The sequence below is a fragment of the Marinagarivorans algicola genome (assembly GCF_001292705.1).
In the GTDB taxonomy this organism is placed as follows: domain Bacteria; phylum Pseudomonadota; class Gammaproteobacteria; order Pseudomonadales; family Cellvibrionaceae; genus Marinagarivorans; species Marinagarivorans algicola.
Genome location: NZ_LGAK01000010.1, coordinates 134,782 through 157,038, shown reverse-complemented (window position 1 = coordinate 157,038; position 22,257 = coordinate 134,782). Strand labels below are relative to the sequence as shown.

The 22,257-nt window shown below is 44.5% G+C and carries 20 protein-coding genes; 13 read left to right on the top strand and 7 right to left on the bottom strand.

Going from position 1 to position 22,257, the window contains the following annotated elements; translation table 11 throughout:
• Positions 1 to 83: 83 nt before the first annotated feature.
• Positions 84 to 620: a hypothetical protein gene (locus tag AC438_RS04715; protein WP_053980112.1), complete on the bottom strand. Its 537-nt coding sequence runs from the start codon at positions 618 to 620 to the stop codon at positions 84 to 86.
• A 251-nt stretch (positions 621 to 871) separates the two neighbouring features.
• On the opposite strand from AC438_RS04715, the gene AC438_RS04710 reads away from it, so the two are divergent.
• On the top strand, positions 872 to 1,090 hold the full coding sequence (locus tag AC438_RS04710; RefSeq protein WP_053980111.1) for a TIGR02450 family Trp-rich protein: 219 nt from the start codon (positions 872 to 874) through the stop codon (positions 1,088 to 1,090).
• A gap of 145 nt (positions 1,091 to 1,235) precedes the next feature.
• On the opposite strand, the gene AC438_RS04705 is transcribed toward AC438_RS04710, so the two are convergent.
• The 4 genes from AC438_RS04705 to AC438_RS04690 all read right to left on the bottom strand — a co-directional run bounded on the left by AC438_RS04705 (position 1,236) and on the right by AC438_RS04690 (position 8,314).
• Positions 1,236 to 5,075 carry an efflux RND transporter permease subunit gene (locus AC438_RS04705; protein ID WP_053980110.1) on the bottom strand — a complete coding sequence of 1,280 codons (3,840 nt, stop codon included), beginning with the start codon at positions 5,073 to 5,075 and terminating at the stop codon, positions 1,236 to 1,238.
• Positions 5,072 to 7,144 (bottom strand): heavy metal-binding domain-containing protein, encoded by a 2,073-nt coding sequence (locus tag AC438_RS04700; RefSeq protein ID WP_053980109.1) that lies wholly within the window; start codon positions 7,142 to 7,144, stop codon positions 5,072 to 5,074. The genes AC438_RS04705 and AC438_RS04700 overlap by 4 nt, the downstream gene beginning before the upstream one ends.
• A gap of 407 nt (positions 7,145 to 7,551) precedes the next feature.
• The gene (locus AC438_RS04695) at positions 7,552 to 7,959 is read right to left on the bottom strand and encodes a hypothetical protein (RefSeq protein ID WP_053980108.1); all 408 of its coding nucleotides are present in this window, start codon (positions 7,957 to 7,959) and stop codon (positions 7,552 to 7,554) included.
• Between the two features lie 172 nt (positions 7,960 to 8,131).
• On the bottom strand, positions 8,132 to 8,314 hold the full coding sequence (locus tag AC438_RS04690; RefSeq protein WP_053980107.1) for a hypothetical protein: 183 nt from the start codon (positions 8,312 to 8,314) through the stop codon (positions 8,132 to 8,134).
• 348 nt (positions 8,315 to 8,662) lie between these two features.
• Here AC438_RS04690 and AC438_RS16495 point away from each other — a divergent pair, with 348 nt between their 5' ends.
• The 5 genes from AC438_RS16495 (at position 8,663) to AC438_RS04665 (ending at position 12,966) form a co-directional block, all read left to right on the top strand.
• The gene (locus tag AC438_RS16495; protein WP_082353972.1) at positions 8,663 to 8,827 is read left to right on the top strand and encodes a DUF2256 domain-containing protein; all 165 of its coding nucleotides are present in this window, start codon (positions 8,663 to 8,665) and stop codon (positions 8,825 to 8,827) included.
• On the top strand, positions 8,805 to 10,400 hold the full coding sequence (locus tag AC438_RS04680) for a cryptochrome/photolyase family protein (protein WP_238376320.1): 1,596 nt from the start codon (positions 8,805 to 8,807) through the stop codon (positions 10,398 to 10,400). Before AC438_RS16495 ends, AC438_RS04680 begins: the two co-directional genes overlap by 23 nt.
• A gap of 45 nt (positions 10,401 to 10,445) precedes the next feature.
• Complete coding sequence (locus AC438_RS04675) at positions 10,446 to 11,234, top strand: phytanoyl-CoA dioxygenase family protein (RefSeq protein WP_053980105.1); 789 nt, start codon at positions 10,446 to 10,448, stop codon at positions 11,232 to 11,234.
• A 64-nt stretch (positions 11,235 to 11,298) separates the two neighbouring features.
• The gene (locus tag AC438_RS04670; protein ID WP_053980104.1) at positions 11,299 to 12,651 is read left to right on the top strand and encodes a DASH family cryptochrome; all 1,353 of its coding nucleotides are present in this window, start codon (positions 11,299 to 11,301) and stop codon (positions 12,649 to 12,651) included.
• A 48-nt stretch (positions 12,652 to 12,699) separates the two neighbouring features.
• Positions 12,700 to 12,966 carry a TIGR03643 family protein gene (locus tag AC438_RS04665; RefSeq protein WP_238376319.1) on the top strand — a complete coding sequence of 89 codons (267 nt, stop codon included), beginning with the start codon at positions 12,700 to 12,702 and terminating at the stop codon, positions 12,964 to 12,966.
• Positions 12,967 to 12,982: 16 nt separating this feature from the next.
• On the opposite strand, the gene AC438_RS16770 is transcribed toward AC438_RS04665, so the two are convergent.
• Entirely contained in the window at positions 12,983 to 13,156 is a 174-nt protein-coding gene (locus tag AC438_RS16770) for a DUF6435 family protein (RefSeq protein WP_156312605.1), read from the bottom strand.
• A gap of 477 nt (positions 13,157 to 13,633) precedes the next feature.
• On the opposite strand from AC438_RS16770, the gene AC438_RS04660 reads away from it, so the two are divergent.
• The 7 genes from AC438_RS04660 to fghA all read left to right on the top strand — a co-directional run bounded on the left by AC438_RS04660 (position 13,634) and on the right by fghA (position 20,883).
• The gene (locus AC438_RS04660) at positions 13,634 to 13,900 is read left to right on the top strand and encodes a hypothetical protein (RefSeq protein ID WP_053980103.1); all 267 of its coding nucleotides are present in this window, start codon (positions 13,634 to 13,636) and stop codon (positions 13,898 to 13,900) included.
• A 90-nt stretch (positions 13,901 to 13,990) separates the two neighbouring features.
• Positions 13,991 to 14,500 (top strand): (2Fe-2S)-binding protein, encoded by a 510-nt coding sequence (locus tag AC438_RS04655; RefSeq protein ID WP_053980102.1) that lies wholly within the window; start codon positions 13,991 to 13,993, stop codon positions 14,498 to 14,500.
• The gene (locus AC438_RS04650; RefSeq protein WP_082353971.1) at positions 14,497 to 16,899 is read left to right on the top strand and encodes a xanthine dehydrogenase family protein molybdopterin-binding subunit; all 2,403 of its coding nucleotides are present in this window, start codon (positions 14,497 to 14,499) and stop codon (positions 16,897 to 16,899) included. The genes AC438_RS04655 and AC438_RS04650 overlap by 4 nt, the downstream gene beginning before the upstream one ends.
• Positions 16,900 to 16,904: 5 nt before the next feature.
• Positions 16,905 to 17,960: an XdhC family protein gene (locus AC438_RS04645; RefSeq protein WP_053980101.1), complete on the top strand. Its 1,056-nt coding sequence runs from the start codon at positions 16,905 to 16,907 to the stop codon at positions 17,958 to 17,960.
• On the top strand, positions 17,948 to 18,643 hold the full coding sequence (locus AC438_RS04640) for a nucleotidyltransferase family protein (RefSeq protein WP_053980100.1): 696 nt from the start codon (positions 17,948 to 17,950) through the stop codon (positions 18,641 to 18,643). The genes AC438_RS04645 and AC438_RS04640 overlap by 13 nt, the downstream gene beginning before the upstream one ends.
• A 169-nt stretch (positions 18,644 to 18,812) precedes the next feature.
• Positions 18,813 to 19,937: an S-(hydroxymethyl)glutathione dehydrogenase/class III alcohol dehydrogenase gene (locus AC438_RS04635; RefSeq protein WP_053980099.1), complete on the top strand. Its 1,125-nt coding sequence runs from the start codon at positions 18,813 to 18,815 to the stop codon at positions 19,935 to 19,937.
• 37 nt (positions 19,938 to 19,974) lie between these two features.
• Entirely contained in the window at positions 19,975 to 20,883 is a 909-nt protein-coding gene (gene fghA, locus AC438_RS04630; protein WP_053980098.1) for an S-formylglutathione hydrolase, read from the top strand.
• A 22-nt stretch (positions 20,884 to 20,905) separates the two neighbouring features.
• Here the strand turns inward: fghA and AC438_RS04625 are convergent, their stop codons facing one another.
• The gene (locus AC438_RS04625) at positions 20,906 to 22,201 is read right to left on the bottom strand and encodes a 3-deoxy-D-manno-octulosonic acid transferase (RefSeq protein ID WP_053980097.1); all 1,296 of its coding nucleotides are present in this window, start codon (positions 22,199 to 22,201) and stop codon (positions 20,906 to 20,908) included.
• Positions 22,202 to 22,257 lie beyond the last annotated feature (56 nt).

Sequence of the window (22,257 nt, the reverse complement as noted above, 5' to 3'; positions counted from 1 at the left end):
TTTTAATAGCTATCTTAACTTTGGCTTATAGACTCTGTGCATGCTTGGTTTTATCTGCTTTGGTTTTATCGTGGCTCCGGCTATCAAACAGATACATGCCCAGAAGTAAACTCTTTTCTTAGTGCATAGATATAGTGCCGACTGGCATCGCAGTGCTCTTCTATGTAGTCAATACTTTTCCCTTTATCTAGTAGCTTAATCACTTTTGCCCGCTTAAGAGGTTGGCCGTTGCGTGCGCTGTAGGGCTTGCGCTTTTGCCCACGCATCGATTCACCACGCTGTTTGTAGTTTTGGGCTAAGGCTTTTTTAGTAAATAGGGTGATGCCATTATTACGGCAGTAGCGCGCTAAATTGCGCGGGTCCATCCCCATATCTTTTGCGACATCTTTTAATAGCTCACCGCTGTTTATGCGCTTTTTAACCTGCTTAACGCGCTCAGGGGTATAGGTGGTGGGTATTTTCCCGCGTGGCCCTGCCACTTTAGTATTTTGGTTGGCGCAGATGCGATACCAGCGGTTGGAGCTAATGCCTTCATCAGCAAGTGCCTCATAAAGGTAGCTGCCTTTTTTAAGTTTGGCTTTAACACGGCGTATAATGGCTTTTTCTTCGGTAGCGGTCATATTGCTGTCCTCGTTATATTTACTATTAAAGCATAGACAAACATTGCCAAAGGACAGGAAAAAATTGATGTATTGCATGTTGTTTAAAAAATGTAATAGATAGCTTAATACGTATTATTTTTGGTTATTAATAATGAGTTAAAGCGGTGCAGGCTGGAGCGTCGTATAACATCGTTAAATACATCACAAGGTGACTCGTGAGTATGAGTGATATCGATTATAGCGACTAACATCAAGCGGAGATTGCACGGGTGAATAGAATCAACCCCAAAAAACTAGTTAACAGCCACTGGACAGCACGGCAACCTAAAAATCAAGAAAAGCACTTTGTGGTGACCAAGGTGACCTACCATGAAGAGGATGGGCGTGTAGAGAGCTGTCTATTTGAAGCGGTTTTTACAAAGCGTATTGAGTCTATTGATTGGCAGATACTGAAAAATAGCGATAATTGGCAAATGGGTTGGCGTTAACGGTTGTTTTTACTAAGGCATTGAGCTGCTGGCCGTTATTGCGGCTATAGACAGTCACAAATAGCGTATAGCGTGCGTGTTTGTTAGGTGTTTGTTAGATGTTTGTTGGTCATGTACAGGCTCAAGTAAGCCTGTACATTAGGACTTAGTTTGAATGTTTATTGAGGTTTTTCAATTTAAGCTCTTCGATGGCGCAAAACAAAACAGGTACTAAAAATACACTGACCATGGCTAGTAGCATGCCCCCAAATATAGGTATGGCCATGGGCGTCATGATTTCTGCCCCGCGGCCAGCGCTGCTCATTACCGGTAGTAGGGCGATAAGCGTTGTTACTGTCGTCATTACGGCCGGCCGAATACGGCGTGTACCGGCCATAACAACCGCTGTGTGAATGGCGTGTATTGTTTCAAATGGCGCCGGGCCATCACGCTTTACGTGTGAAGTGAACTGCTGTTTTAAATAGGTGGTAATTAGGACACCGTCATCGGTTGCTATACCAAATAATGCTAAAAACCCCACCCAGACTGCGACGCTTAAATGTATGGTCTGTATGTTAAATAGCTGTCTTAGATTATGCCCTAAAAATGTAATATCTAAAAACCATGCTTGGTTGTAGAGCCAAAGCAATAAAAAGCCACCACTCCAAGCAAAAGCAATAGCGCTAAAAATAATAGCAATATGCGTGAGGCTTTTAAATTGTAGATATAGCACAACAATAATTAACAGCAGTGCGAGGGGTATAATAAATTGTAGTTTTTTTTCTGCGCGTATTTGATGTTGGTAATTGCCGGTAAATTGAAAGCTAACCCCACTGGGTAAAGTGAGTTGGCCGTTGGCGATGCTCTTATTTAATGTTTTTTGCGCGTCATTAACGGCTGTGATTTCGGCAGCTCCTTTGGCTTTATCAAATAGTACATAGCTTAATAAAAAAGTATTTTCGCCTTTAATGACTTGTGGGCCACGCTGGTACTTAATATGAGCTAATGCTTTGAGGGGGACGTGTACCCCATTAGGGGCTGTCACTAAAATGTTCTCAATGCTATTTATCGAGTCGCGCAGTTCGCGTTGATAACGTACGCGAATAGCGTATCGCTCGCGCCCCTCAATAGCTTGGCTCACGGTTTTACCGCCGATAGCGACCTCAATAACCTCTTGCACCGTTTGTACTTTAATGCCGTATCGGGCAATCGCGTTGCGGTTGATTGCAATTTCGAGATAAGGCTTGCCTACCGTGCGGTCGGCAAGTACCGCGGCGGCATTAACACTAGGGACTTCTTTAAGTAGGGCTTCTATTTGTAAGGCTGCTGACTCGATAGCTTCGAGCGTGGGGCCAAAAATTTTGATACCCATGGGTGCCCGAATGCCACTTTGTAGCATAATTAAGCGTGTAGCGATGGGTTGCAATTTAGGCGCTGAAGTCACACCAGTCATCTGCCCGGCTTTAGCAATGGCCTGCCAAATATCGTCAGTTGTTTTGATGTGCTCTCGCCACTGCCTAAAAGGCTTACCCGAGCGCTCTGGGATAAGATTGCCTAGGTTATCACGTAAAAAAACTTTATTTTTTTTATCGTATTTGAAGCGCATGATATCGCCATTTGGGGCGCTTTTGTATTCGGGTTTATAGCTCACCATGGTTTCTATCATAGAGATGGGCGCTGGGTCTAAGGGGCTTTGCGCGCGGCCCAATTTACCCACCACTTGTTCAACTTCGGGAATAGCGCTAATAGCAATATTTTGTTTTTTTAAAATATCAGCAACCTCGCCAATACTGGCGTGTGGCATTGCGCTGGGCATAAATAAAAATGAGCCTTCATCAAGCGTAGGCATAAACTCTTTACCTAAACCGGGTAAGGCGGTACTTATATTTTGCCAAACTTGCGTATTGCTTAGCGCTTGAGGCATAAAAAATAAAACATTATTAAGCCCAAAGCCGGCACTAAAGCCCAGTACCGCAACGCTCATAGCGCCAGCGATAAATACTTTTTTGTACCGCAGTAGTTGTGCGAGGATACGCGGATAAAAGGCAATAAATAATCTAAAAAATCCGAGTATTCCCCCAATAGTAATAATAACAAAAAAAGCATTGCCAATATCATATTCAACTCCCAGTGGTTGCCAGCTTTGTGCAAGCAGTAGGGCCACTAACAGTGTGATAAAGCCCGTTATTAAAAGGCTAATGGTTTTACTGATATTGTTATTATGTAATAAAGAATATTTTATCGGCAGGCAAGTTTTAGCAGTATTAAATAACCCTGTTATTACGATAATAATACTAGCCATTAATATAACAGGTGCTGCGCTGTTTAAGCCAAAAGGCAGATAAATACCTGCCGCAGTAATTGCGAGCCAAAGGCTATTTTTTAGCTGTACAGAGTATTTGGGTGGGCGCAATAGACTATGCGCCAATGTTGGCAAAATAATAAGCGTAATGATTATCGCACCGACGAGCGTAAAGGTTTTTGTGTAAGCCAGTGGGGTAAAAAGCTTGCCTTCTGCACCCTCCATGGTAAAAATAGGTAAAAAGCTAATAATTGTTGTAATGACGGCAGTCGTGATGGCGCCAGCAACTTCACTACTTGCGGTATAAACTGTTGTGAGCGGATTTGCATTTGGCAGAGCTTGTTTTAAATGTTTATTGATATTATCAATGAGTATAATAGCCATATCGACAATTGTGCCAATAGCAATGGCAATACCGGCAAGCGCTACTACGTTGGCATCTACATTAAATAATTTCATTCCGATAAAGGCACTTAAGACTGCCAATGGCATTACGCCAGCAATCAGCAAGGCACTGCGTAAATGTAGCATCAGTAAAATAACAACAATTAGCGTAATTAAAAGCTGTTGATAAATGGCTTTGTTAAGCGTATTGATTGTTTGCTTAATGAGTTGGCTGCGGTCGTAAAAGGGGATGATACGCACTTGGCTAATGGTGCCGTCTTGCAGCGTTTTACTGGGTAGCCCTTGGCTAATGTTGAGTATTTTTTGATTAATACGCTTTATAACCTGCTCGGGGTTTTGCCCATAGCGCGCTACAATAACACCGCCGACCGCCTCGCTACCGGCTTTATTGAGTACGCCACGACGCAGTGCGGGGCCAAAGCCTATTGTGGCTATTTGCTCTAAGGTGATGGGCACATTGTTGCGTTGGGTGATGACGGTGTGCTTTAAATTATCTAGACTTTTAATAAATCCCAGTCCGCGAATAACATATTCGACTTTATTGATTTCTATTGTGCGTGCGCCCACATCTAAATTGCTGGCGCGTACCGCGTTAAATACATCACTTAATGTAATATTAAATGCGCGCAATGCATCGGGGTTTACATCAATTTGATACTCTTTAACAAAACCACCAGTAGAGGCCACCTCGGCAACGCCTTCTACACTTTGCAGGGCATTACTCACTTGCCAGTCTTGTGTGCTGCGTAGCGTGTGTAAATCCCAGCCACCGGTTGGGTTGTTGTGTTGGTCGCGGCCTTCGAGTGTATACCAAAATATTTGCCCAAGGCCTGTGGCATCAGGCCCTAGTTGTGGCTGAACACCTTGAGGGAGTGTGCCGACTGTTAGGCTTGCGAGTTTTTCTATAATGCGGCTGCGTGTCCAGTAAAATTCGCTGTCTTCATTAAAAATAATATAAATAGAGGATGTGCCGAGCATGGAATAGCTACGCACGGTTTTGACGTTGGGCAGCCCAAGTAAGGCAGTAGTTAATGGGTAGGTAATTTGATCTTCAATGTCTTGTGGTGAATGCCCAGGCCATTGTGTAAATACAATTTGTTGGTTGTCGCCCAAGTTGGGTATTGCATCGACCGGCACTGGGTTGTGGGGTAAAAAGTCATTAAATAAATAATGATTAGGTCGCTCAAAGGGAGCCACAATAAGCCCCCAGGTGATAAGCGCTACAGTAAGCAGCCATACTAACAATTTATTATTGAGGCTAAAGCGAATTAAAACTTGTAAAGGGTTAAGGGTCTTCATAGAACGACCTCACCTTGTGGGTTTTGTGAGGTTGTCAGTAGCGCTTTATTTTGGCCGCACTTGAGCATGGCATGGCCAAAATAAGGGTTTTGTATATCTGGGGTTTGCTGTAGCCAGTTGGCACCGCGATTGGGGTAGGCCATGGGACAATACATTTGGTAAACCGATAGCTGCAGTTGTGCGCGATATAAATTGACCGCTTGCATCATGTAATTACTAAGCGTTTCAAAATGCGGCAGCCTTAAATCATTAAGTGTTGGGCTGGCGAGCATGGCATTGATTATTGTACTTAAACGCTGTGGTAATTGTGGTATCGCAAGGGCGCTATTTAAATATTTTTTGGCAAGCGCTAGCTCGTCATTGGCCAATGCCATTTGCAGCTCAAAATATAAAGGAAGTAAATACTCCAGTTGGGTTAAAGAGACCTCGCTTTGATGATTGGGGCCCTGTTTATGACTGTCTGAAGAGTTGTTGTTCGCGTCATAATGGTTTATGGAATGATCATTCGAGGAATGATTGTGTGAAGAGTGATCAAGTACTGAAGGGCTTGGCTGGGTGTTTATGGTATGCGTGTGAGTGTCATTGTTAACGTGCGTTTGCACTTGAGATTGCGTGCGCGCGACAGGGTTCATCATGCTGGGTTTAGCTTGAATTTGCAGTGCGCTATCAATTTTAAACGCACCATGACTTACGATATGCTCGCCAGCATTTAAGCCGTGATTGACAATATAAACATCACCCGCACGCGGTCCTAAAATAATTTGGCGGCCTTCAAAGGTGGGTGGGCTATTTTTTGTTTGAACGTACACTATCGCGCGTTTACCAGTGTGTAAAATAGCACTAGCAGGAATAACAAGAGGGGCGCTTTGATGGGTGTTGTTAGGGTGTGTAGGGTCGACGATATTTGCTGAGTAGTAACCCAGTGCTTCTGCGGGTACTAGATCCATCCCGCAAATATCGCACTGGCCGGGCTTGTCTTTAATAATCTCGGGGTGCATAGGGCTAATCCATTTGCCAATTAGCTCAGGCGCATACACTTTACCGGCTAAAGCAATTTTTGGGCGCACAACGGCATTGGCAAACATGCCGGGTTTCAGTTTTTTATGTGGGTTGGGAACATTGACGCGAATACTTACGGTACGCGTACTGGCGTCTACTTCTGGGTGAATAAATGTAATGTTGCCGTTGAATGTTTCACCGGGGTAGGCGTCTACGCTAAATCTAACCGGTTGCCCTAGGCGCAGCCATGCTAGGTCAGATTCAAAAGCCTCAAGGCTTAGCCATAGGTTGTGCAGGTCGACAATAGTAAACAATGATTGCCCTGTTTTTAAATAGTCCCCGTTGTTAATATTTTTTTGTACTACAACACCACTGATCGGGGCTTTTAATTCAAACTCATCTTGTGCGGTATTGCGTTGAATAATCGCATTAATTTGGCTGGGTAATAGGCCCCATAGGCGGAGCTTTTCTTTGGCGGATTGTGTTAGCGTACTGTTTTTATCTAAGCGGTAGGCACCCAGTAAATCATTTTGTGCGATGCGCAGCTGCGGGCTGTAGATATGCGCTAAGTGTTGCCCACTTGTAACGGGCACACCAACAAAGCTTACAAATAATTCATCAATACGCATAGGGAAGCGCGCGGTGAGTGATTTGATGCGTGTTTCGTCGTAACCCAATTTACCCACCAGCCTGACTTCGGCTTCAGGGTATTGACGCGTAACTTGTGTGGTTTGTATCTCGGCGAGGGCCATAGCTTCTGGGTCGAGCTGAAGAGACGTTGGGTTATTGTGTGCTTCCGATTGTGTGTGCTGAGGGTTGGATGAGGGGGATGGATGTGCGCTTTGGATAAGGTCCATTCCGCAAATAGGGCACTGGCCGGCTTCGGCTTGCTGAATGTGAGGGTGCATTGCGCAAGACCATACCTTTGGTTTGGGGGCAACTAAAGGCACGCCAACGGATGCGGGTACTGTTATTGGGCTGGGTGGGGCTGCGGGCGCTAAGCTATTACGGCCTAGTAAAAATGCCCCGACTACTGCTGTGCAAGTGGTGACGATAAGTAATTTATTCATAATGTGCTCACAATATTGCGCTTTGATAGCTTGCGTTAGCCTTGACGGTGCGCGGTAGTTATAGCAATAACTATTGTCATAGTTATAACTTTAGTCACCCTCAAAGCTCTAAAAATAATGTGTAACTATTCAGAGATGCCGAAATTGGGCACTGATGAATCATTGTCTGGGCCGCTCAAGCCATCCATGGGCGCTATACAAGCGCTCCCGGCACTTAAATGCCCAGAAAATAATCCATCAGTGCCCTATCAGATGATTTTTTTCAGCTTGGCTGAATAGTTACAATAATTTAAGACTCAAAAGCGGGTAACTATTTCGCGGTAGCGTGTTTGGCTTAAAGAGTTAGGGTATGTATTGTTGGGTTTGCGTACGGTCAGTGCCTTAGGGTCAGGCGCAGCTGTGCCGTATTAAGCCAAAATGGGAGGGCGATAGGGAGCGCTTATATTGGTAGAGCTGAACGATTCGCTGTAGTGATTGGGTTTGGTGGTCGTAGGCTTGGAGAAGAAAGGTGTTAGCGCATTAGACGCCACAAAAGCCGAGCCAATACTGGTATTACACAGTTTGTTAGCACAATAAAAGCAATCTTGTAGGGCAGCGCTCTGAGTTGGGGCTGAGTGTTGAGCTTGGTCGCTTAGCGTGCTGCCCATGGTGTGACAAGGAAGAAGGCTTTGACTGGCCGCTAGCGGTGCTTGCTTGGTGCTGTGTGGTCCACTATGTGTTGCCATTTTGCACAATACACTGCCATTGGCAAAACTTTGCACTGCAAAAATCAGCAGGGCAAATAGCGTCAACAATTGGCTAGAGTGTTTGGGCATAGTCGTAATCTATAGGGTATTCAATAGTATTTAGTGTAAATAGCTTGGCTTAAGAGTGCAAATTGATCTATTGGTTGCACGATGAAATACAATAACTGTTGATGCTCTGCGGTGCTTTATTTTTAATGTTTTACTGGAGATAGAAATCTGTAACAAAGCATCGCAAAGACGCTTATTGGTCTTTAATACAGCTGATTTTCAAGCCATTTAAACTCAAAGATTCGTTGCTGACTAAGCTGTTTAACTTTATTTTACCTGCAGAGCAGGTAGCTTCGCCTGGAGTGATGCCAAATAAGTCTGCATCTTCTTGTAAAAGAACACAGCTTTCACCATTTTTTAGTGTAATGCCGCTCATAATAACTGTGCAGGAGCTTATTTCTTCGACTGTATCGCCAGGTGTTGCGTTCTCAGCAGTCCCGCCTCCACTGCTGCCGCAAGCGCCAAGAAATAGAGAAGCTGAGGCAATAAGGGTTCTGTAAAGTATTTGATGACCCTGATATATATTTTCATGATTAAAAGAGTGATTATTATATCTTTAAATGCATTTTGGGTCAGGAAAAACTGGGTTTTTATAGCGCTTTTGATCGTCTCGCTCATCAGCGTTACGCATTAAATTAAGTCAATGTAACAATCTATATTATCGTTTATTACGTAAGTAGCCTTTGACTGAGAGAAATTTAGTTTAAGAGGTTTTGTAGAAAACATGCCGCATAAAAAAACTAACTTGCCCTCTAAAATCTGCGTGTGTTGCGGTAGGCCTTTTGAGTGGCGTAAGCGTTGGCGCAAAGATTGGACGCTGGTTAAATATTGCTCAGAGCGCTGCCGCAAACACAGGAGGGCAATGAGTGCCACAGCGAATAGTCAATAACAATAAAGCCGATAAAAGCTATAAACGCTTGCGCTTGATTTTGGGGGATCAATTAAATCCCGCACATTCATGGTATCGAGAGCTAGATGCTCAAACGTTGTATGTGATTGCCGAGCTGCATCAAGAGGCGAGCTATGCGCAGCATCATATCCAAAAAATATGTGCCTTTTTTTGCGCGATGGAAAATTTTGCAGGCGCCTTAGCGCAGGCCGGACATGAAGTTGTATATTTAACACTCGATGATACGTGCGGCTATAGCAGCTTGATCCATTTGTTACAAGATTTATGTGCTCATTACACTGTAACTGTATTTGAGTATCAACAACCTGATGAGTATCGTTTAGATAAGCAGCTCGAAGCGTTGGGTGTTGAGCTGGGGCAGCAATCGGTTGTGACTGCGCGTTATAGTACAGAGCATTTTTTGCTCGATCATCAAGAGCTCACCACTCTTATTAAGCCGGCACAACACAATCGTATGGAGGCGTTCTATCGCAAAATGCGCAAGCGCTTTAATATACTGATGGATGGGGATAAACCATTGGGTGGCCAGTGGAATTATGATGCGGATAACCGCAATAAGTTTAAACCCAAGGATATTAGCGCAATTCCGGCGCCTTTAATGTTTAGTAACGACATAGCACCTTACAAAAAGCGATTAATAAAGCATCGTATTAAAACGATGGGTTTTGTGGGCGATGAGTTGATATGGCCGGTATCGCGGCAGCAATCTTTAGCGGTGTTAGATTATTTTTGCCATCATTGCTTACCACTGTTTGGGCAGTTTCAAGATGCGATGACAGCCCAAGCGAATGATAAGTGGAGCTTATATCATGCGCGTGTGTCATTTTCGCTCAACAGTAAAATGTTATCGCCGCGGCAGGTCATTCACCATGTTTTAAAGGCTTATGATAAAGCATCTGATACCATAAGTTTGGCTCAGGTTGAGGGTTTTATTCGGCAGATACTCGGTTGGCGAGAATATGTTAGAGCGGTATATTGGGTGAATATGCCACATTACTTACAGCAAAACCACCTCAATGCGAGCGCGCAATTACCTGAATACTTTTGGACCGGCCAAACAAAAATGCAGTGCATGCAGCACGCGTTACAGCAATCGTTAGATTATGCGTATGCACACCATATACAGCGGCTTATGGTGACAGGCAATTTTTGTGTTTTGTTTGGTATCAACCCTGATGAGGTTGATGCTTGGTATTTGGGCGTTTATATCGACGCAATTGAGTGGGTCGAGCTACCCAATACGCGCGGCATGAGCCAGTTTGCCGATGGCGGGTGGGTGGCGACAAAGCCGTATATTTCGAGTGGTAATTACATCAACAAAATGAGTGATTATTGCAAAACCTGTTATTATGACGTAAAACAAAAAAGCACAAACAATGCCTGCCCTTTCAACAGCATGTACTGGCATTTCTTAGATCGCCACCAGCGTATCTTTGAGAATAACCCGCGTATAGGCATGGCTTACAGGGCGTGGCTTAAACAAGAACCTCAGCAGCAAAAAGCGTTATTACAGCGCGCACAGTGGTGCATAGATAACATTCATCAGCTTTAAATTGCGCATGTAGTAAGCTTATAGCGTTATTGCGTACCACTTTTTATGACACAGTTAAGTCCTGAATCACAGTTAAGTTCTGAATATTACACTCAAGCGCATTTTCATACCCATGGCTTTTGTGTTCTGCCAAGCTGGTTAAATGCCTCGGCACTTTTAGATATTCGCACGGTAGCCATGAGCGAATTAGAGCACGCCAAAAAACCTTGGGAGCTTGAAGCTGAAGTCGGTTATCCTTTTGCCCCTAAAAATCTATTGGCCACAGGAGGTGACACACCGCGGCGCCTACTACAGGCTTACTCACGTTCGCCTGTTTTTCAACGCTTTGCGCAAGATGTACGTATCAAGCGCCTAATGCAGCAGTTGCTGCCTGCACAACAAGTCATGATGGCGCAAACACATCACAATTGCATAATGACGAAATTACCGCAATTTAGCAGTGATACCGATTGGCACCAAGACTACCGTTATTGGTCTTTTAGCTCACCAAACCTTATTACCGCATGGTTGGCCTTAGGCGATGAAAATGCCGAAAATGGCGGCTTGCGTGTTATCCCTGGGAGTCATCGTTTGGCCTTAAATGCCGAGCAATTTGATGAAAAAAAGTTTTTTAAAACAGAGACTCCTGAAAATAAAAAATTATTAAGTAATGCAATTAATATCACGCTGAAACCCGGTGATTTATTGTGCTTTCATGCCAATCTATTACATGCAGCAACTCGTAACAACACCTCAAAACCCAAGGTCGCATTGGTGTTTAGTTATCACGATGCGACTAATTTGGCGACACCGAATACTCGATCTAGCTCACGCCCCAGTATCAAGTTGCCATAAAGGTAGTCTATAGGCTGATGACTCAGCTTTTATTTTTATGACTGGCGATAGAGGCATAATCTGAATGAAAAAAGTAGGTCTTTACTGCTTTGACAATGATTTACGGGTGCATGATAATCCAGCACTTCTACACGCCTCTCACAGTGTTGATGTATTAATTTGCGTTGCTATTATCGACCCTAAGCATATATCGCCTAACCGTTATGGCCTAGAAGGTATTGGTCTTCATAGAAAGCGCTTTTTAAAACAATCGCTTGTTGCTTTAAATAATCAATTGCTGTCTATGCAGCAGCAATTGCATGTCATTATTGACCACCCTATGGACGCTATTGCAAAGCTTATTACTCTTTGCGATATTAATGTGATTTATAGCACTCAACATGCGGGCTTTTATGAAAAAACGTATTGGCAACTGCTGCAAAAGCGTTATAAGTCAATACATTTTAGGCAATACCATGGCCACACAATATTTTCGCCTTCTCAGTTGCCTTTTGATTTACCTAATGTACCCGCTAGCTTTTCTGCATTCAGAAAAAATATCGAAAAACTCAAGATACCGTCGCCAGTGCAGCGTGTATCATATTTACCTATGCAGCCTACTGCGCATACCAGCCCTGTACTAGAGGGGTTAACGCATTTGTATCGTGAGCCATTCTCTGTTTTAAATGATCAATGTAATGAGGGTGACGGTGGCTTTGAAGGCGGAGAGGAGCGAGCATTAAGTCATGTGCAGCAGTATTTTAGTGGCCAGTTACCGGCAGGTTATAAACAAGTGCGCAATGCCTTAGACGGCTGGAATAACTCAACTAAACTCTCGGCATGGTTAGCCAATGGCTGCTTATCCCCAAGAACGGTTATTGATAAGCTTAAGCATTATGAGGCAACTGTCGATAAAAATGACTCAACCTATTGGATTTTTTTTGAGCTTCTTTGGCGTGAATATTTTCAGTGGTATAGCCACAGTTATGGCGCGAAATTATTTTGTTTTTCAGGGATAAAAAATCAAAAGCCACTCACAAGTTTTTATGCCGAGCGGTTTAAAAAGTGGTGCTTAGGTCAAACGCCTTACCCTATTGTTAATGCTTGTATGAAACAACTGAATGCGACTGGATATATGAGCAATCGCGGTCGGCAATTGGTGGCGAGCTGCTTTGTGCACGAGTTAGGTTTGGATTGGCGTTATGGTGCCGCCTATTTTGAGCGGCAACTGATTGATTATGATGTTGCGGCTAATTGGGGGAATTGGCAGTATTTAGCGGGTGTAGGTGCAGATCCTCGAGGCTCAAGAAAATTTAACTTAGCTAAGCAGGCACACATGTATGACCCTGAGGGAGTCTTTATTCACAAGTGGCACGGCGAAATATTAGGCCAGCCCAACTTAGACTCGGTTGATGCAGCCGACTGGCCGATACAATAGCGGTTGGCTACTGAGATGTTAAATATATCAATGTAAAGGGTTGGTTGTATGGCGGCGGATATGAAAGACAGTGATATTTCGAGAATTATTGAAATGGCTTGGGAGGATAGAACACCTTTTGAAGCCATTGAAACAATTTACAACTTAAATGAAAGTGAAGTCATTCAGTTTATGCGAAAGCATATAAAGCCGCAGAGCTTTAAAGTCTGGCGTCAGCGCATGGCTGGGCGCAAAACAGTGCATGCGGCATTGCGATCGACAGCTGTTAAGCGTGGTTATTGCTCCACTCAATATAAAATGAAGTCTAGTCGTTAGATGTAGACAGCTGGTTTTATCTCTGGGCCTCTAGAGTCTCTATTTTTTTGCTGATGTCTTCGGCTTTTTGGCTAAGCTCAGAATAGGTGCGAATATCACCCGAGCGCTGAGCCTGCATAGCTCTATTCAGTAATTGTGTGTATTCATCATTCAGTTTTTTGATTGGGTCTTTTTTGAATAATCCAAACATAGTGCGTCTCTTATAGGGAGCGATTGCGTATGGGGGCCAGTTGAGTATTGGAAACTAGCGGGCGATCGTAAAATTTTTACGGTCTGTTGCCTGTATCCTTGTCTATTCTCAGCTTATGATTTAAGAACGTATTCTCTAATTTTGGGTGACGTTTTTCATTCAGTGCAGTTACGAACTTGTACGCTAATGCGATGGTTGTAGATGAGTCTACCAAGTCGTAGGTAAAGGCTCGGGTAACAATAAGTACTTAATGCTTGGGCGGTATGCAGTGCGCCACTGAGCCATTGAGCGCTTTATTACTGAGGGTTGAGCTTTGTGTCAAATTCATCATAATAACCCGCATACCGGTGTTGATGTGATTGAAATGACTGCACTAATGATTGACTGGTGACCGATGTTGGCGCCTACGATGTGGCGCACGGATCTAAAGGTCTGACTAATTCCCCTTGTTTTATTACTCAAAAATAGGTTTTTTATATGAAGAAAGTACTTTTACTATTGCTAGGTGCAAGTGTGCTGGTCGGTTGTGACCGGATCAATACTGCGAGTCGTACCATGGATACTATGCTTGGCGGTGATTATGACGTCTATATTCAGGGGCACCCTAAGGTTTACCGTGTTAAAAATGGTAAGGTCACTTCTGTGCCTGAAAAGGGCTATTATATCTTTTACCCCACTATCGATGGTGATAAAAAGATGGTTCAGTCACCGATTCAAATCACGACCATCGTCGAGGTTGATTAGTGCTCTTATGGTACGCCGAGTAATCAGTGAACTTTACATCGATCGATGATGTCCCTCAGTGCAACACTTACCCCTCTAACAGGATAACTTATGTTAAAGCTTACATTAAATGGCCAAAAGGTCGCGCTCGATGTAGACCCTAATATGCCGCTTTTATACGCATTAAGAGATATTCAGCAGTTAACAGGCACTAAGTTTGGTTGCGGAGCGGGTTTGTGTGGCGCTTGCACGGTGCACCTAGATGGTGAATCTATCCGCTCCTGTATTACTCCCATATCGGTGGTAGAGGGCAAAGCGGTCACGACAATTGAAGGGCTTGGCGTGGCCAGCGACGAGCTGCATCCTGTTCAGCAGGCCTGGTTAGAGAACAGCGTGCCGCAATGCGGTTATTGCCAAGCGGGTCAAATGATGAGTGCTGCGGCATTGCTCGCTAAAAATACCAACCCTTCAGATGAAGAAATTAATAATCATATGCAGGGGAATATTTGTCGCTGTGGTACTTATCCGCGTATCAAAAAGGCCATTAAGCAAGCAGGCGTTATGATTCAAGACGTTAACCAAGCGAAGCCGGCAACAGGCAAAAAAGGAGTGCAAGCATGAGCCCTTTGATTGAGCAGCCCGCAACGAAGTCATTATTAGCAGAAACAGCACTTACTGAGCAATTATCAACAGCACCCTCTGCCACTACTGATGGCGCGAATGCCACTACTGACCATATAGCGCCTGATATTAAAAAAGTCACGCGTCGCAGCTTATTGCAAGCTTTGGGGTTAAGCGGTGCAGGGCTGGTGTTATTTTCGCCTCTGCATGCAATGGCTCAAAGTCCAGCATCTCATAATCAAATTGCCCAGAGTTCAAGCGCAGACCAAGATTTTGACTTGGGGGTTTTTGTGAGTATTGCCAAAAACGATGAAGTGCGTATTGTTAACCACCGAGCCGAAATGGGCCAAGGTATTATGACCAGCGTGCCACAAATTATTGCGGATGAGCTAGGAGCTAGCTGGCCTAAGGTCACCGTGGTGCAGGCACAAGGTGATCCCAAATACGGCAGTCAAGCAACCGGCGGTTCCGCGTCTATTCGCCAGCACTTTAATGACCATCGTCAAATGGGTGCTATTGCTCGCACAATGCTAGAGCAAGCGGCCGCGAGCGTGTGGCAAGTAAGTGTCAGCGACGTAAGCACTAAAAACCATCAAGTCATTCACCGTAAAACCCAAAAAGCACTCAGCTTTGGTGAGCTCGCCGAGTTAGCGGCGCAACTGCCGGTGCCTGATAAAGGGGCGGTTGCTTTAAAAGATCCCAAAGATTTCACGTTGATTGGTCGTGATGTAAAATTAGCCGGCCAAGAGGCGATCATTAAGGGCGAGGCGGTGTATGCACAAGATATACAACTGCCTAATATGCTGATCGCAAGTATTGAGCGGCCCCCGGTTGTGGGTGCCAAAGTTAAAAGCTTTAATGCCGATGCCACAAAAAAAGTAAAAGGTGTTATTGCTGTTATACCGCTTAAAGACCGCCCATTGCCGGTTAATGTAAAGCCGGTTTCGGGTGTTGCTGTACTAGCCACCAATACGTGGGCGGCGCATGAAGGGCGTAAACAGTTGACTGTTGAATGGGATACAAGCAATGCCAGAGTCAACCAAAATGCACAGCACCATACCGAGCAATATTTAAAAGAGCTGGTTGAAAAGGTTAATCATAAGGGACGGCGTGTTCGCACTGAAGGCAATACTGACAGTCATGTTTATAACGAGGCCAATACTGTCGAGGCGACTTACACTATCCCTTATCATCATCATATGTCAATGGAAACACCGTCGGCTACTGCTGTCGTTAAAGATAACGTGTGTACCGTATGGACAGGGACTCAAAACCCTCAGTGGGCTAAAAAATTAATTGCCGAAGAACTCGGTATTGATCCCCAAGCGGTGACGGTAAATATGACGCTAATGGGTGGCGCTTTTGGGCGCAAAGGTAAAAATGATTTTACCGTAGAAGCCGTCGAATTGGCCAAAGCTGTTGGTCGGCCAGTGAAAGTCGTATGGACCCGTGAAGATGATGTGAAGCATGGTTTCTATCATTCTATTTCGGCTAATTATTGCAAAGCCGAAATCAATAAAGACCGTGCTGATCATTGGGTACAGCGTGTTGCGTATCCACCAATAGGCGCTATTTTTGATTTGAACGCAAAAAGCCCAAGCAATAGCGCTTTGTCGCTAGGCTTTGCGGATATTCCTTTTGAGTTAGAGCACTTAAGCTGCGAAACACAAGATGTAGAAACGCATGTGCGCGTGGGCTGGTTTAGGGCCGTTGCCAATATTAATAATGCCTTTGCTTTAGGTAGTTTTGTTGATGAATTGGCGGTGAAAGCTAAAGTGCCTACGCACACTATGTGGCTCAATTTATTAGGCAAAGACCGCATCATTAACCCCGCTAAAGAAGGCTTTAAAGAGTGGGATAATTACGGGCATAAAAAGCAAGAATACGCGCTTGATAGCCGCCGTATGAAAAAAATTATTCAATTACTCATGAAGCAATCAAAAGCTGACTCGCCAACCGCAAAAAATGAAGGCTGGGGTATGAGTTATGCACATAGCTTTAATTCGTATGTGGCTGCGGCAACAAAAGTACGTGTGGTTGATGACAAACTCACAGTATTAGAGATGCATACTGCCATTGATTGCGGTGTAGCGGTAACCCCAGATCGCGTCAAATCACAAATGGAAGGCGCGATGATAATGGGTTTGAGCACTGCCTTGATGAGTGAAATCACGGTCAAAGATGGGGTTGTTGAGCAAAGTAATTTCCATGATTATCCATCTGCCAGAATCAATCAATGCCCCTCGTTATTTGTTCATATTCTAGATTCAGATGCAGCACCAGGTGGTGTGGGTGAGCCCGGTTTTCCGCCCATATTACCGAGCATTACCAATGCGATATTTCATGCCTCTGGTAAGCGCATTCGCAATTTGCCTGTGAATAAAGTGTTAAGTGTTTAATTGATATGTTGGTGTCATCAACTGAATCCTTAACGGAGACTATCATTAATGCACTTGAGCGCAGCGCTATTGAACAAAGTGCGCATCATCGCGCACCCAAAGGCCAGAGTGCACATACAGTTGATAATACACAGTGTTGGCTTGTTACTGTAGTTAATACCTATGGTAGCTCGCCAAGGCCTGCCGGATCTATGATGTTTTGGTCGCGCTATAGCGGGGTTGTTGGCTCTGTATCGGGCGGTTGCATCGAGGAAGATATTTTACAAAAAATACGTGAAGGCGCTATTGATTGTAAAAGCACAACCTTACTGAGCTATGGCGGCCCCAATACATCACAGGCACGTTTTAAGTTACCCTGCGGTGGCGAATTAAGCGTGATCATTGAGCCACTTAAAAACTCTGATGCAGAGCGCGTTAAATGGCAAGCACTTCATCAATCTCTAAAGCAGCGTCAAGGTATTGCGCGCATACTCAATAGGCTGACGGGTGAATGGCATTGGCAGCTATCGCGCGCTTTTATGTTTAAATCTACAAAAGATACATTGCATGTGTATGTAGGGCCTGTGCGTAAGCTTTTAATTGTGGGCGCTAACCTTACCGCTATTTATTTAGCGCAATTTGCGAGCGCGTTAGATTTTAATGTCACAGTATGCGACCCCAGCGACGATGCTTCTCATTATTGGCAGAGCGTACAGCACTGCCAATATATCAAGGCTTATCCCGATGGGTTTGTAGCAAGAGATTTTGGTGATAGTGCATCGGCGGTGGTTGCTGTTTCACATGACCCGCGGATTGATGATATGGCCCTATTAGAGGCTTTACCTACACAGGCATTTTATGTGGGTGCTATGGGGGCCAAGCGCACCTCTCAAAAACGTTGTGAGCGATTAAAACTGCTAGGACTATCGAATACTGACATTCAAGCATTGCATGCACCTATTGGCTTGGATATTGGCAGTAAAACGCCTAGCGAAATAGCCATGAGCATAGCTGCGCATTTAGTGCAGCAATATAATAAGGTCGTCGCTCAGCAAGAGCTTAGCGCATCATGCGTACTTTAATTCATCAGCCGGTTGGCTTTTTGGTGATGGCAGCAGGGCACTCCAAGCGTTTTGGTGAAAGCTGCAAGCTCACAGCGGCATTTGGGGGCAGTACGGTACTTGGTTGCGTACTGAACCAAATTCAGCAAGCCTGCGTACATCGCCCCTCATCGACAGCCGATCACACTATCGCGCCAGCGCCTATATATATTGTGACTAATACTAACAATATCGCGGTACAAAATTTAGCAAAGCGTTATGACGCCGAAGCCATTACACTGCCAGCGGCCTCAGCAGGCTTGGGTTGTTCGCTGGCATACGGGGTTAAAGCGACTGCCTTTTTAAGCGGCTGGATTGTGTGCCTTGGTGATATGCCGTGGATACCAGCGCACATATACGCTCAAGTGTTACAACGTGCCTATAATGCTTGTAGTTTAGATATTGGCAGTTTAAGCCAGAGGGATATGTACCAAGCCCAAATGTCAGAGTCTAGCCCGATGAAGGGAGTACAAATAGCCCCTAGCCTTAAAGGCCAGCGAGGCCATCCGGTATTTTTTAGCCAGTATTACTACAGTCAGCTGGCTGCGCTAAAAGGGGATAAGGGGGCGTCTAGCCTTATTGATGATAGGCTTCAAACTTTTAATATCGACAATGCGCAAGCGCTCCAAGATATTGATACACCACAAGATATAGGCATTAAATAACGAGATTATTTTTGACTTTTTTGCCAAAAGTTAATATCTGGCTAAAGGTAAGTGTACCGCTAAAAGTATCACCGAAGTGACAGCGCAGTTGTTATTTTTAAAACAGTTGTTATTTCTAAAAAAACAGGCATTAAAACGCTATTCCCTGACAATCAGAAGAGGTAAAACCATGACAGAGAAATTTATTAAATCGCGTGCGGCAGTGGCATGGGCGGCTAATCAGCCACTGTCTATCGAAGAGGTAGATGTCATGATGCCCAAGGCGGGTGAAGTAATGGTAAAAATCATTGCAACAGGCGTATGCCATACCGATGCTTTTACATTGTCGGGTGATGATCCTGAGGGGATCTTCCCTGCGATATTAGGGCATGAAGGCGGCGGCGTTGTTGAAGCTATTGGCGAAGGTGTTACCAGTGTTGCCGTCGGTGATCATGTGATACCACTTTATACACCTGAGTGCGGTGAGTGTAAATTTTGTACATCCGGTAAAACTAATTTATGTCAAAAAATACGTGAAACACAAGGTAAAGGTGTAATGCCCGACGGCACGACGCGTTTTTATAAAGATGGTCAGCCGATTTATCACTATATGGGTACATCGACCTTTTCGGAATACACGGTTTTACCCGAGATTTCATTAGCCAAAGTCAATAAAAATGCACCGCTCGAAGAGGTTTGCTTGCTAGGTTGTGGTGTGACGACAGGCATGGGTGCTGTTATGAATACGGCAAAAGTACAAGCGGGCGATAGCGTTGCTATTTTTGGTTTGGGTGGTATTGGTCTATCTGCTGTTATTGGGGCGGTAATGGCGGGTGCCCGTCGTATTATCGCTATTGATATTAATGAAAGTAAATTTGAATTAGCGAAAAAGTTAGGCGCAACCGATTGCATTAACCCCAAAAATTTTGATAAGCCGATTCAAGACGTTATTGTCGAAATGACCGACGGCGGTGTTGATTTTTCTTTTGAGTGTATTGGCAATGTGGATGTTATGCGCTCAGCATTAGAGTGTTGCCACAAAGGCTGGGGAGAGTCTGTTATTGTTGGTGTGGCTGGTGCTGGCAAAGAAATTAGTACGCGCCCCTTTCAATTGGTTACAGGGCGTGTTTGGCGTGGCACAGCATTTGGTGGTGTTAAGGGTCGTAGTGAATTACCGGGTATTGTTGAGCAATACTTGGCAGGTGACTTTAAGCTTGATGACTTTATTACTCATACTATGGGCCTAGAAGGTATTAATGAAGCGTTTGATTTAATGCACGAAGGCAAAAGTATTCGCGCGGTTATTCACTTTTAGTGATAGCTTAAATATGAATTCGACGATGAGCTCTACTATGTCTTCTAATGCGCCCTCTAATATTGAGCAGCTAACGCTAGTCAGTAGCCAAAAGGTATGTGGTGGCTGGCATAAACAATACAGTCACGAGTCAAGCACGCTTAATTGCACCATGCGCTTTGCTATTTATTTACCGCCTCAATTAGAGATGGATAAAAGCGAGGCGGATAAAAGCACAGATCTTAATGCGCTGAGTCAAAAAGTGCCTGTCATTTATTGGCTTTCGGGTTTGACCTGTACCGATGAAAACTTTATGCAAAAAGCGGGTGCTTTTAAAGTGGCCGCTGAGCTAGGCATTGCTATTGTCGCACCTGATACGAGCCCTCGTGGTGGTGCTGTGCCCGATGATGCGCAGGGCAGTTATGACCTAGGCCTTGGCGCTGGGTTTTATCTCAATGCTACGCAGCCACCTTGGAGCGAGCATTATAATATGTATGACTACATTGTGGATGAGCTGCCCCAGTTGATAGCGGCTCATTTTAATGTGTCAACAAAAAAAGCGATCAGTGGCCACTCGATGGGTGGCCATGGCGCTTTAACTATTGCGCTGAAAAACCCTACACGCTATAGCTCGGTGAGTGCCTTTTCACCGATTTGCAACCCCATGGATTGCCCTTGGGGGCAAAAAGCTTTTAGTCATTATTTGGGTGATGATCAAACGCTCTGGCAGCAATATGACAGCTATCATTTAATGTTACAAGCGCGGGATACTGTTCCGGCACTTGTGGATCAAGGCGATGCTGATAATTTTTTGAGTGAGCAATTAAAACCCGATGCACTTGTGCAAGCGGCTGCAAAAACCGCGTATCCGCTGACCTTGCGTATGCAACCGGGTTACGATCATAGTTATTATTTTATTAGCACTTTTATTGATGAGCACTTGCGCTTCCATCATCAGTTCTTTTGATGCGCTAGCGACAAATTTTTTGCTAAGGCCTTAGCGGCACTACTTTATTGAGTGCCTCTAGGGCCTTTTTTGTGGCACCTTGATTTTGTTGCAATAAAGCATAAGCATTAGCGCCTAATTGCTCGCGTTTTTCGTGTGAGCTCAATAGCTGGGTGATATTGTCGGCGAGTGTTTGTGCGTTATTGTTGGGCTGCTGAATAATGGCATGAGCAGCGAGTAGCTGCTGCGTGAGCTCTGCCGCGTTTTGCATATTTGGGCCAAGCGTTGTGGCTTTATGAAACAGTGCAGGCTCTAGCGGGTTGTGCCCACCGGTAGCGCCAAAACTACCGGCAACAGTACACACACTGGCAATGCCATAAAAAGCAAGTAGCTCGCCAATGGTATCGACCAACCATACTTGAGTGTCATGGCTGGGTGCTTGTGCACGGCTGCGCTGTACAAACTTAAAGGCGTGCTCTTGAAGTTGCTCAATAATAAGGCTGTAGCGCTCTGCATGTCGTGGGGCTAAAACTAATAAGGTATTGGGGTGCTCTATTAATATTTTTTTAAAGGCGGTAAATATTAACGTTTCTTCGTCTTGATGACTGCTACCCACTACCCATACCGGACGATTATCCAGCGTTTTTGTGAGTGTTGTGATTAGCGTTTTGGTTGTGTCATTCAGTTGCAGGTCATATTTTAAATTACCGGCGGTGTATGTGGTATTGGGGTTGGCGCCGAGTTGCAAAAAATGTGTTTTGTTTTCATCGCTTTGCGCCAATATTGCATTAAAGCACTGTAATACTGGCGTTATTAAAAGGTGTATTTTTTGGTAGTTACGCACCGATTTTTTGGATAGTCGTGCATTAATTAACAATAATTGAATATTGCGTTTACGCGCTTGCTGAATCAGGCTAGGCCACAACTCTGTCTCCATAAAAATTATGGCATCGGGTTTTAAGCGGTTTAAAAAAAAGCCATTACACAGTGGGTTATCAATCGGTAAATAAGTATGGTGAACATGTTGGCCAAAAAGCTTTTTTATTTGGCTGGAGCCTGCGGGCGTAAAGCTAGTGACAGTTACTGTGTAGTGTGTGTATTGTTGCATCACTTGCTCAATAAAGGGCTTGAGTGCAGTGATCTCACCTAGGCTAGCACCATGAATAACCAAATTGCCACTTCTGTCTTTATTGCGGGGCTTGGGGCAAAAGCCTAAACGTTCGCCTAAGCGCTTACCGTAGGCCGCTTGTGTACGGGCGCGCACTAATAGCCCAATAACGATAAAAGGAAGTAGTAAGATGCTTAAGAGTTGATAAACCGCTAAAATAGCTCGCGTCACAGTATTCTCTCGTTTGTTCGTCGTGGATGGTCATCCGCGGGCATAGCTTTACAGTT

Excerpts from the sequence above, each read along its gene's own strand:
- AC438_RS04715 (WP_053980112.1), bottom strand. The coding sequence starts at position 620 with ATGACCGCTACCGAAGAAAAAGCCATTATACGCCGTGTTAAAGCCAAA.
- AC438_RS04705 (WP_053980110.1), bottom strand. The coding sequence starts at position 5,075 with ATGAAGACCCTTAACCCTTTACAAGTTTTAATTCGCTTTAGCCTCAAT.
- AC438_RS04700 (WP_053980109.1), bottom strand. The coding sequence starts at position 7,144 with ATGAATAAATTACTTATCGTCACCACTTGCACAGCAGTAGTCGGGGCA.
- AC438_RS04695 (WP_053980108.1), bottom strand. The coding sequence starts at position 7,959 with ATGCCCAAACACTCTAGCCAATTGTTGACGCTATTTGCCCTGCTGATT.
- AC438_RS04690 (WP_053980107.1), bottom strand. The coding sequence starts at position 8,314 with ATGAGCGGCATTACACTAAAAAATGGTGAAAGCTGTGTTCTTTTACAA.
- AC438_RS16495 (WP_082353972.1), top strand. The coding sequence starts at position 8,663 with ATGCCGCATAAAAAAACTAACTTGCCCTCTAAAATCTGCGTGTGTTGC.
- AC438_RS04675 (WP_053980105.1), top strand. The coding sequence starts at position 10,446 with ATGACACAGTTAAGTCCTGAATCACAGTTAAGTTCTGAATATTACACT.
- AC438_RS04670 (WP_053980104.1), top strand. The coding sequence starts at position 11,299 with ATGAAAAAAGTAGGTCTTTACTGCTTTGACAATGATTTACGGGTGCAT.
- AC438_RS04665 (WP_238376319.1), top strand. The coding sequence starts at position 12,700 with ATGGCGGCGGATATGAAAGACAGTGATATTTCGAGAATTATTGAAATG.
- AC438_RS16770 (WP_156312605.1), bottom strand. The coding sequence starts at position 13,156 with ATGTTTGGATTATTCAAAAAAGACCCAATCAAAAAACTGAATGATGAA.
- AC438_RS04660 (WP_053980103.1), top strand. The coding sequence starts at position 13,634 with ATGAAGAAAGTACTTTTACTATTGCTAGGTGCAAGTGTGCTGGTCGGT.
- AC438_RS04655 (WP_053980102.1), top strand. The coding sequence starts at position 13,991 with ATGTTAAAGCTTACATTAAATGGCCAAAAGGTCGCGCTCGATGTAGAC.
- AC438_RS04650 (WP_082353971.1), top strand. The coding sequence starts at position 14,497 with ATGAGCCCTTTGATTGAGCAGCCCGCAACGAAGTCATTATTAGCAGAA.
- AC438_RS04645 (WP_053980101.1), top strand. The coding sequence starts at position 16,905 with ATGTTGGTGTCATCAACTGAATCCTTAACGGAGACTATCATTAATGCA.
- AC438_RS04640 (WP_053980100.1), top strand. The coding sequence starts at position 17,948 with ATGCGTACTTTAATTCATCAGCCGGTTGGCTTTTTGGTGATGGCAGCA.
- AC438_RS04635 (WP_053980099.1), top strand. The coding sequence starts at position 18,813 with ATGACAGAGAAATTTATTAAATCGCGTGCGGCAGTGGCATGGGCGGCT.
- fghA (WP_053980098.1), top strand. The coding sequence starts at position 19,975 with ATGTCTTCTAATGCGCCCTCTAATATTGAGCAGCTAACGCTAGTCAGT.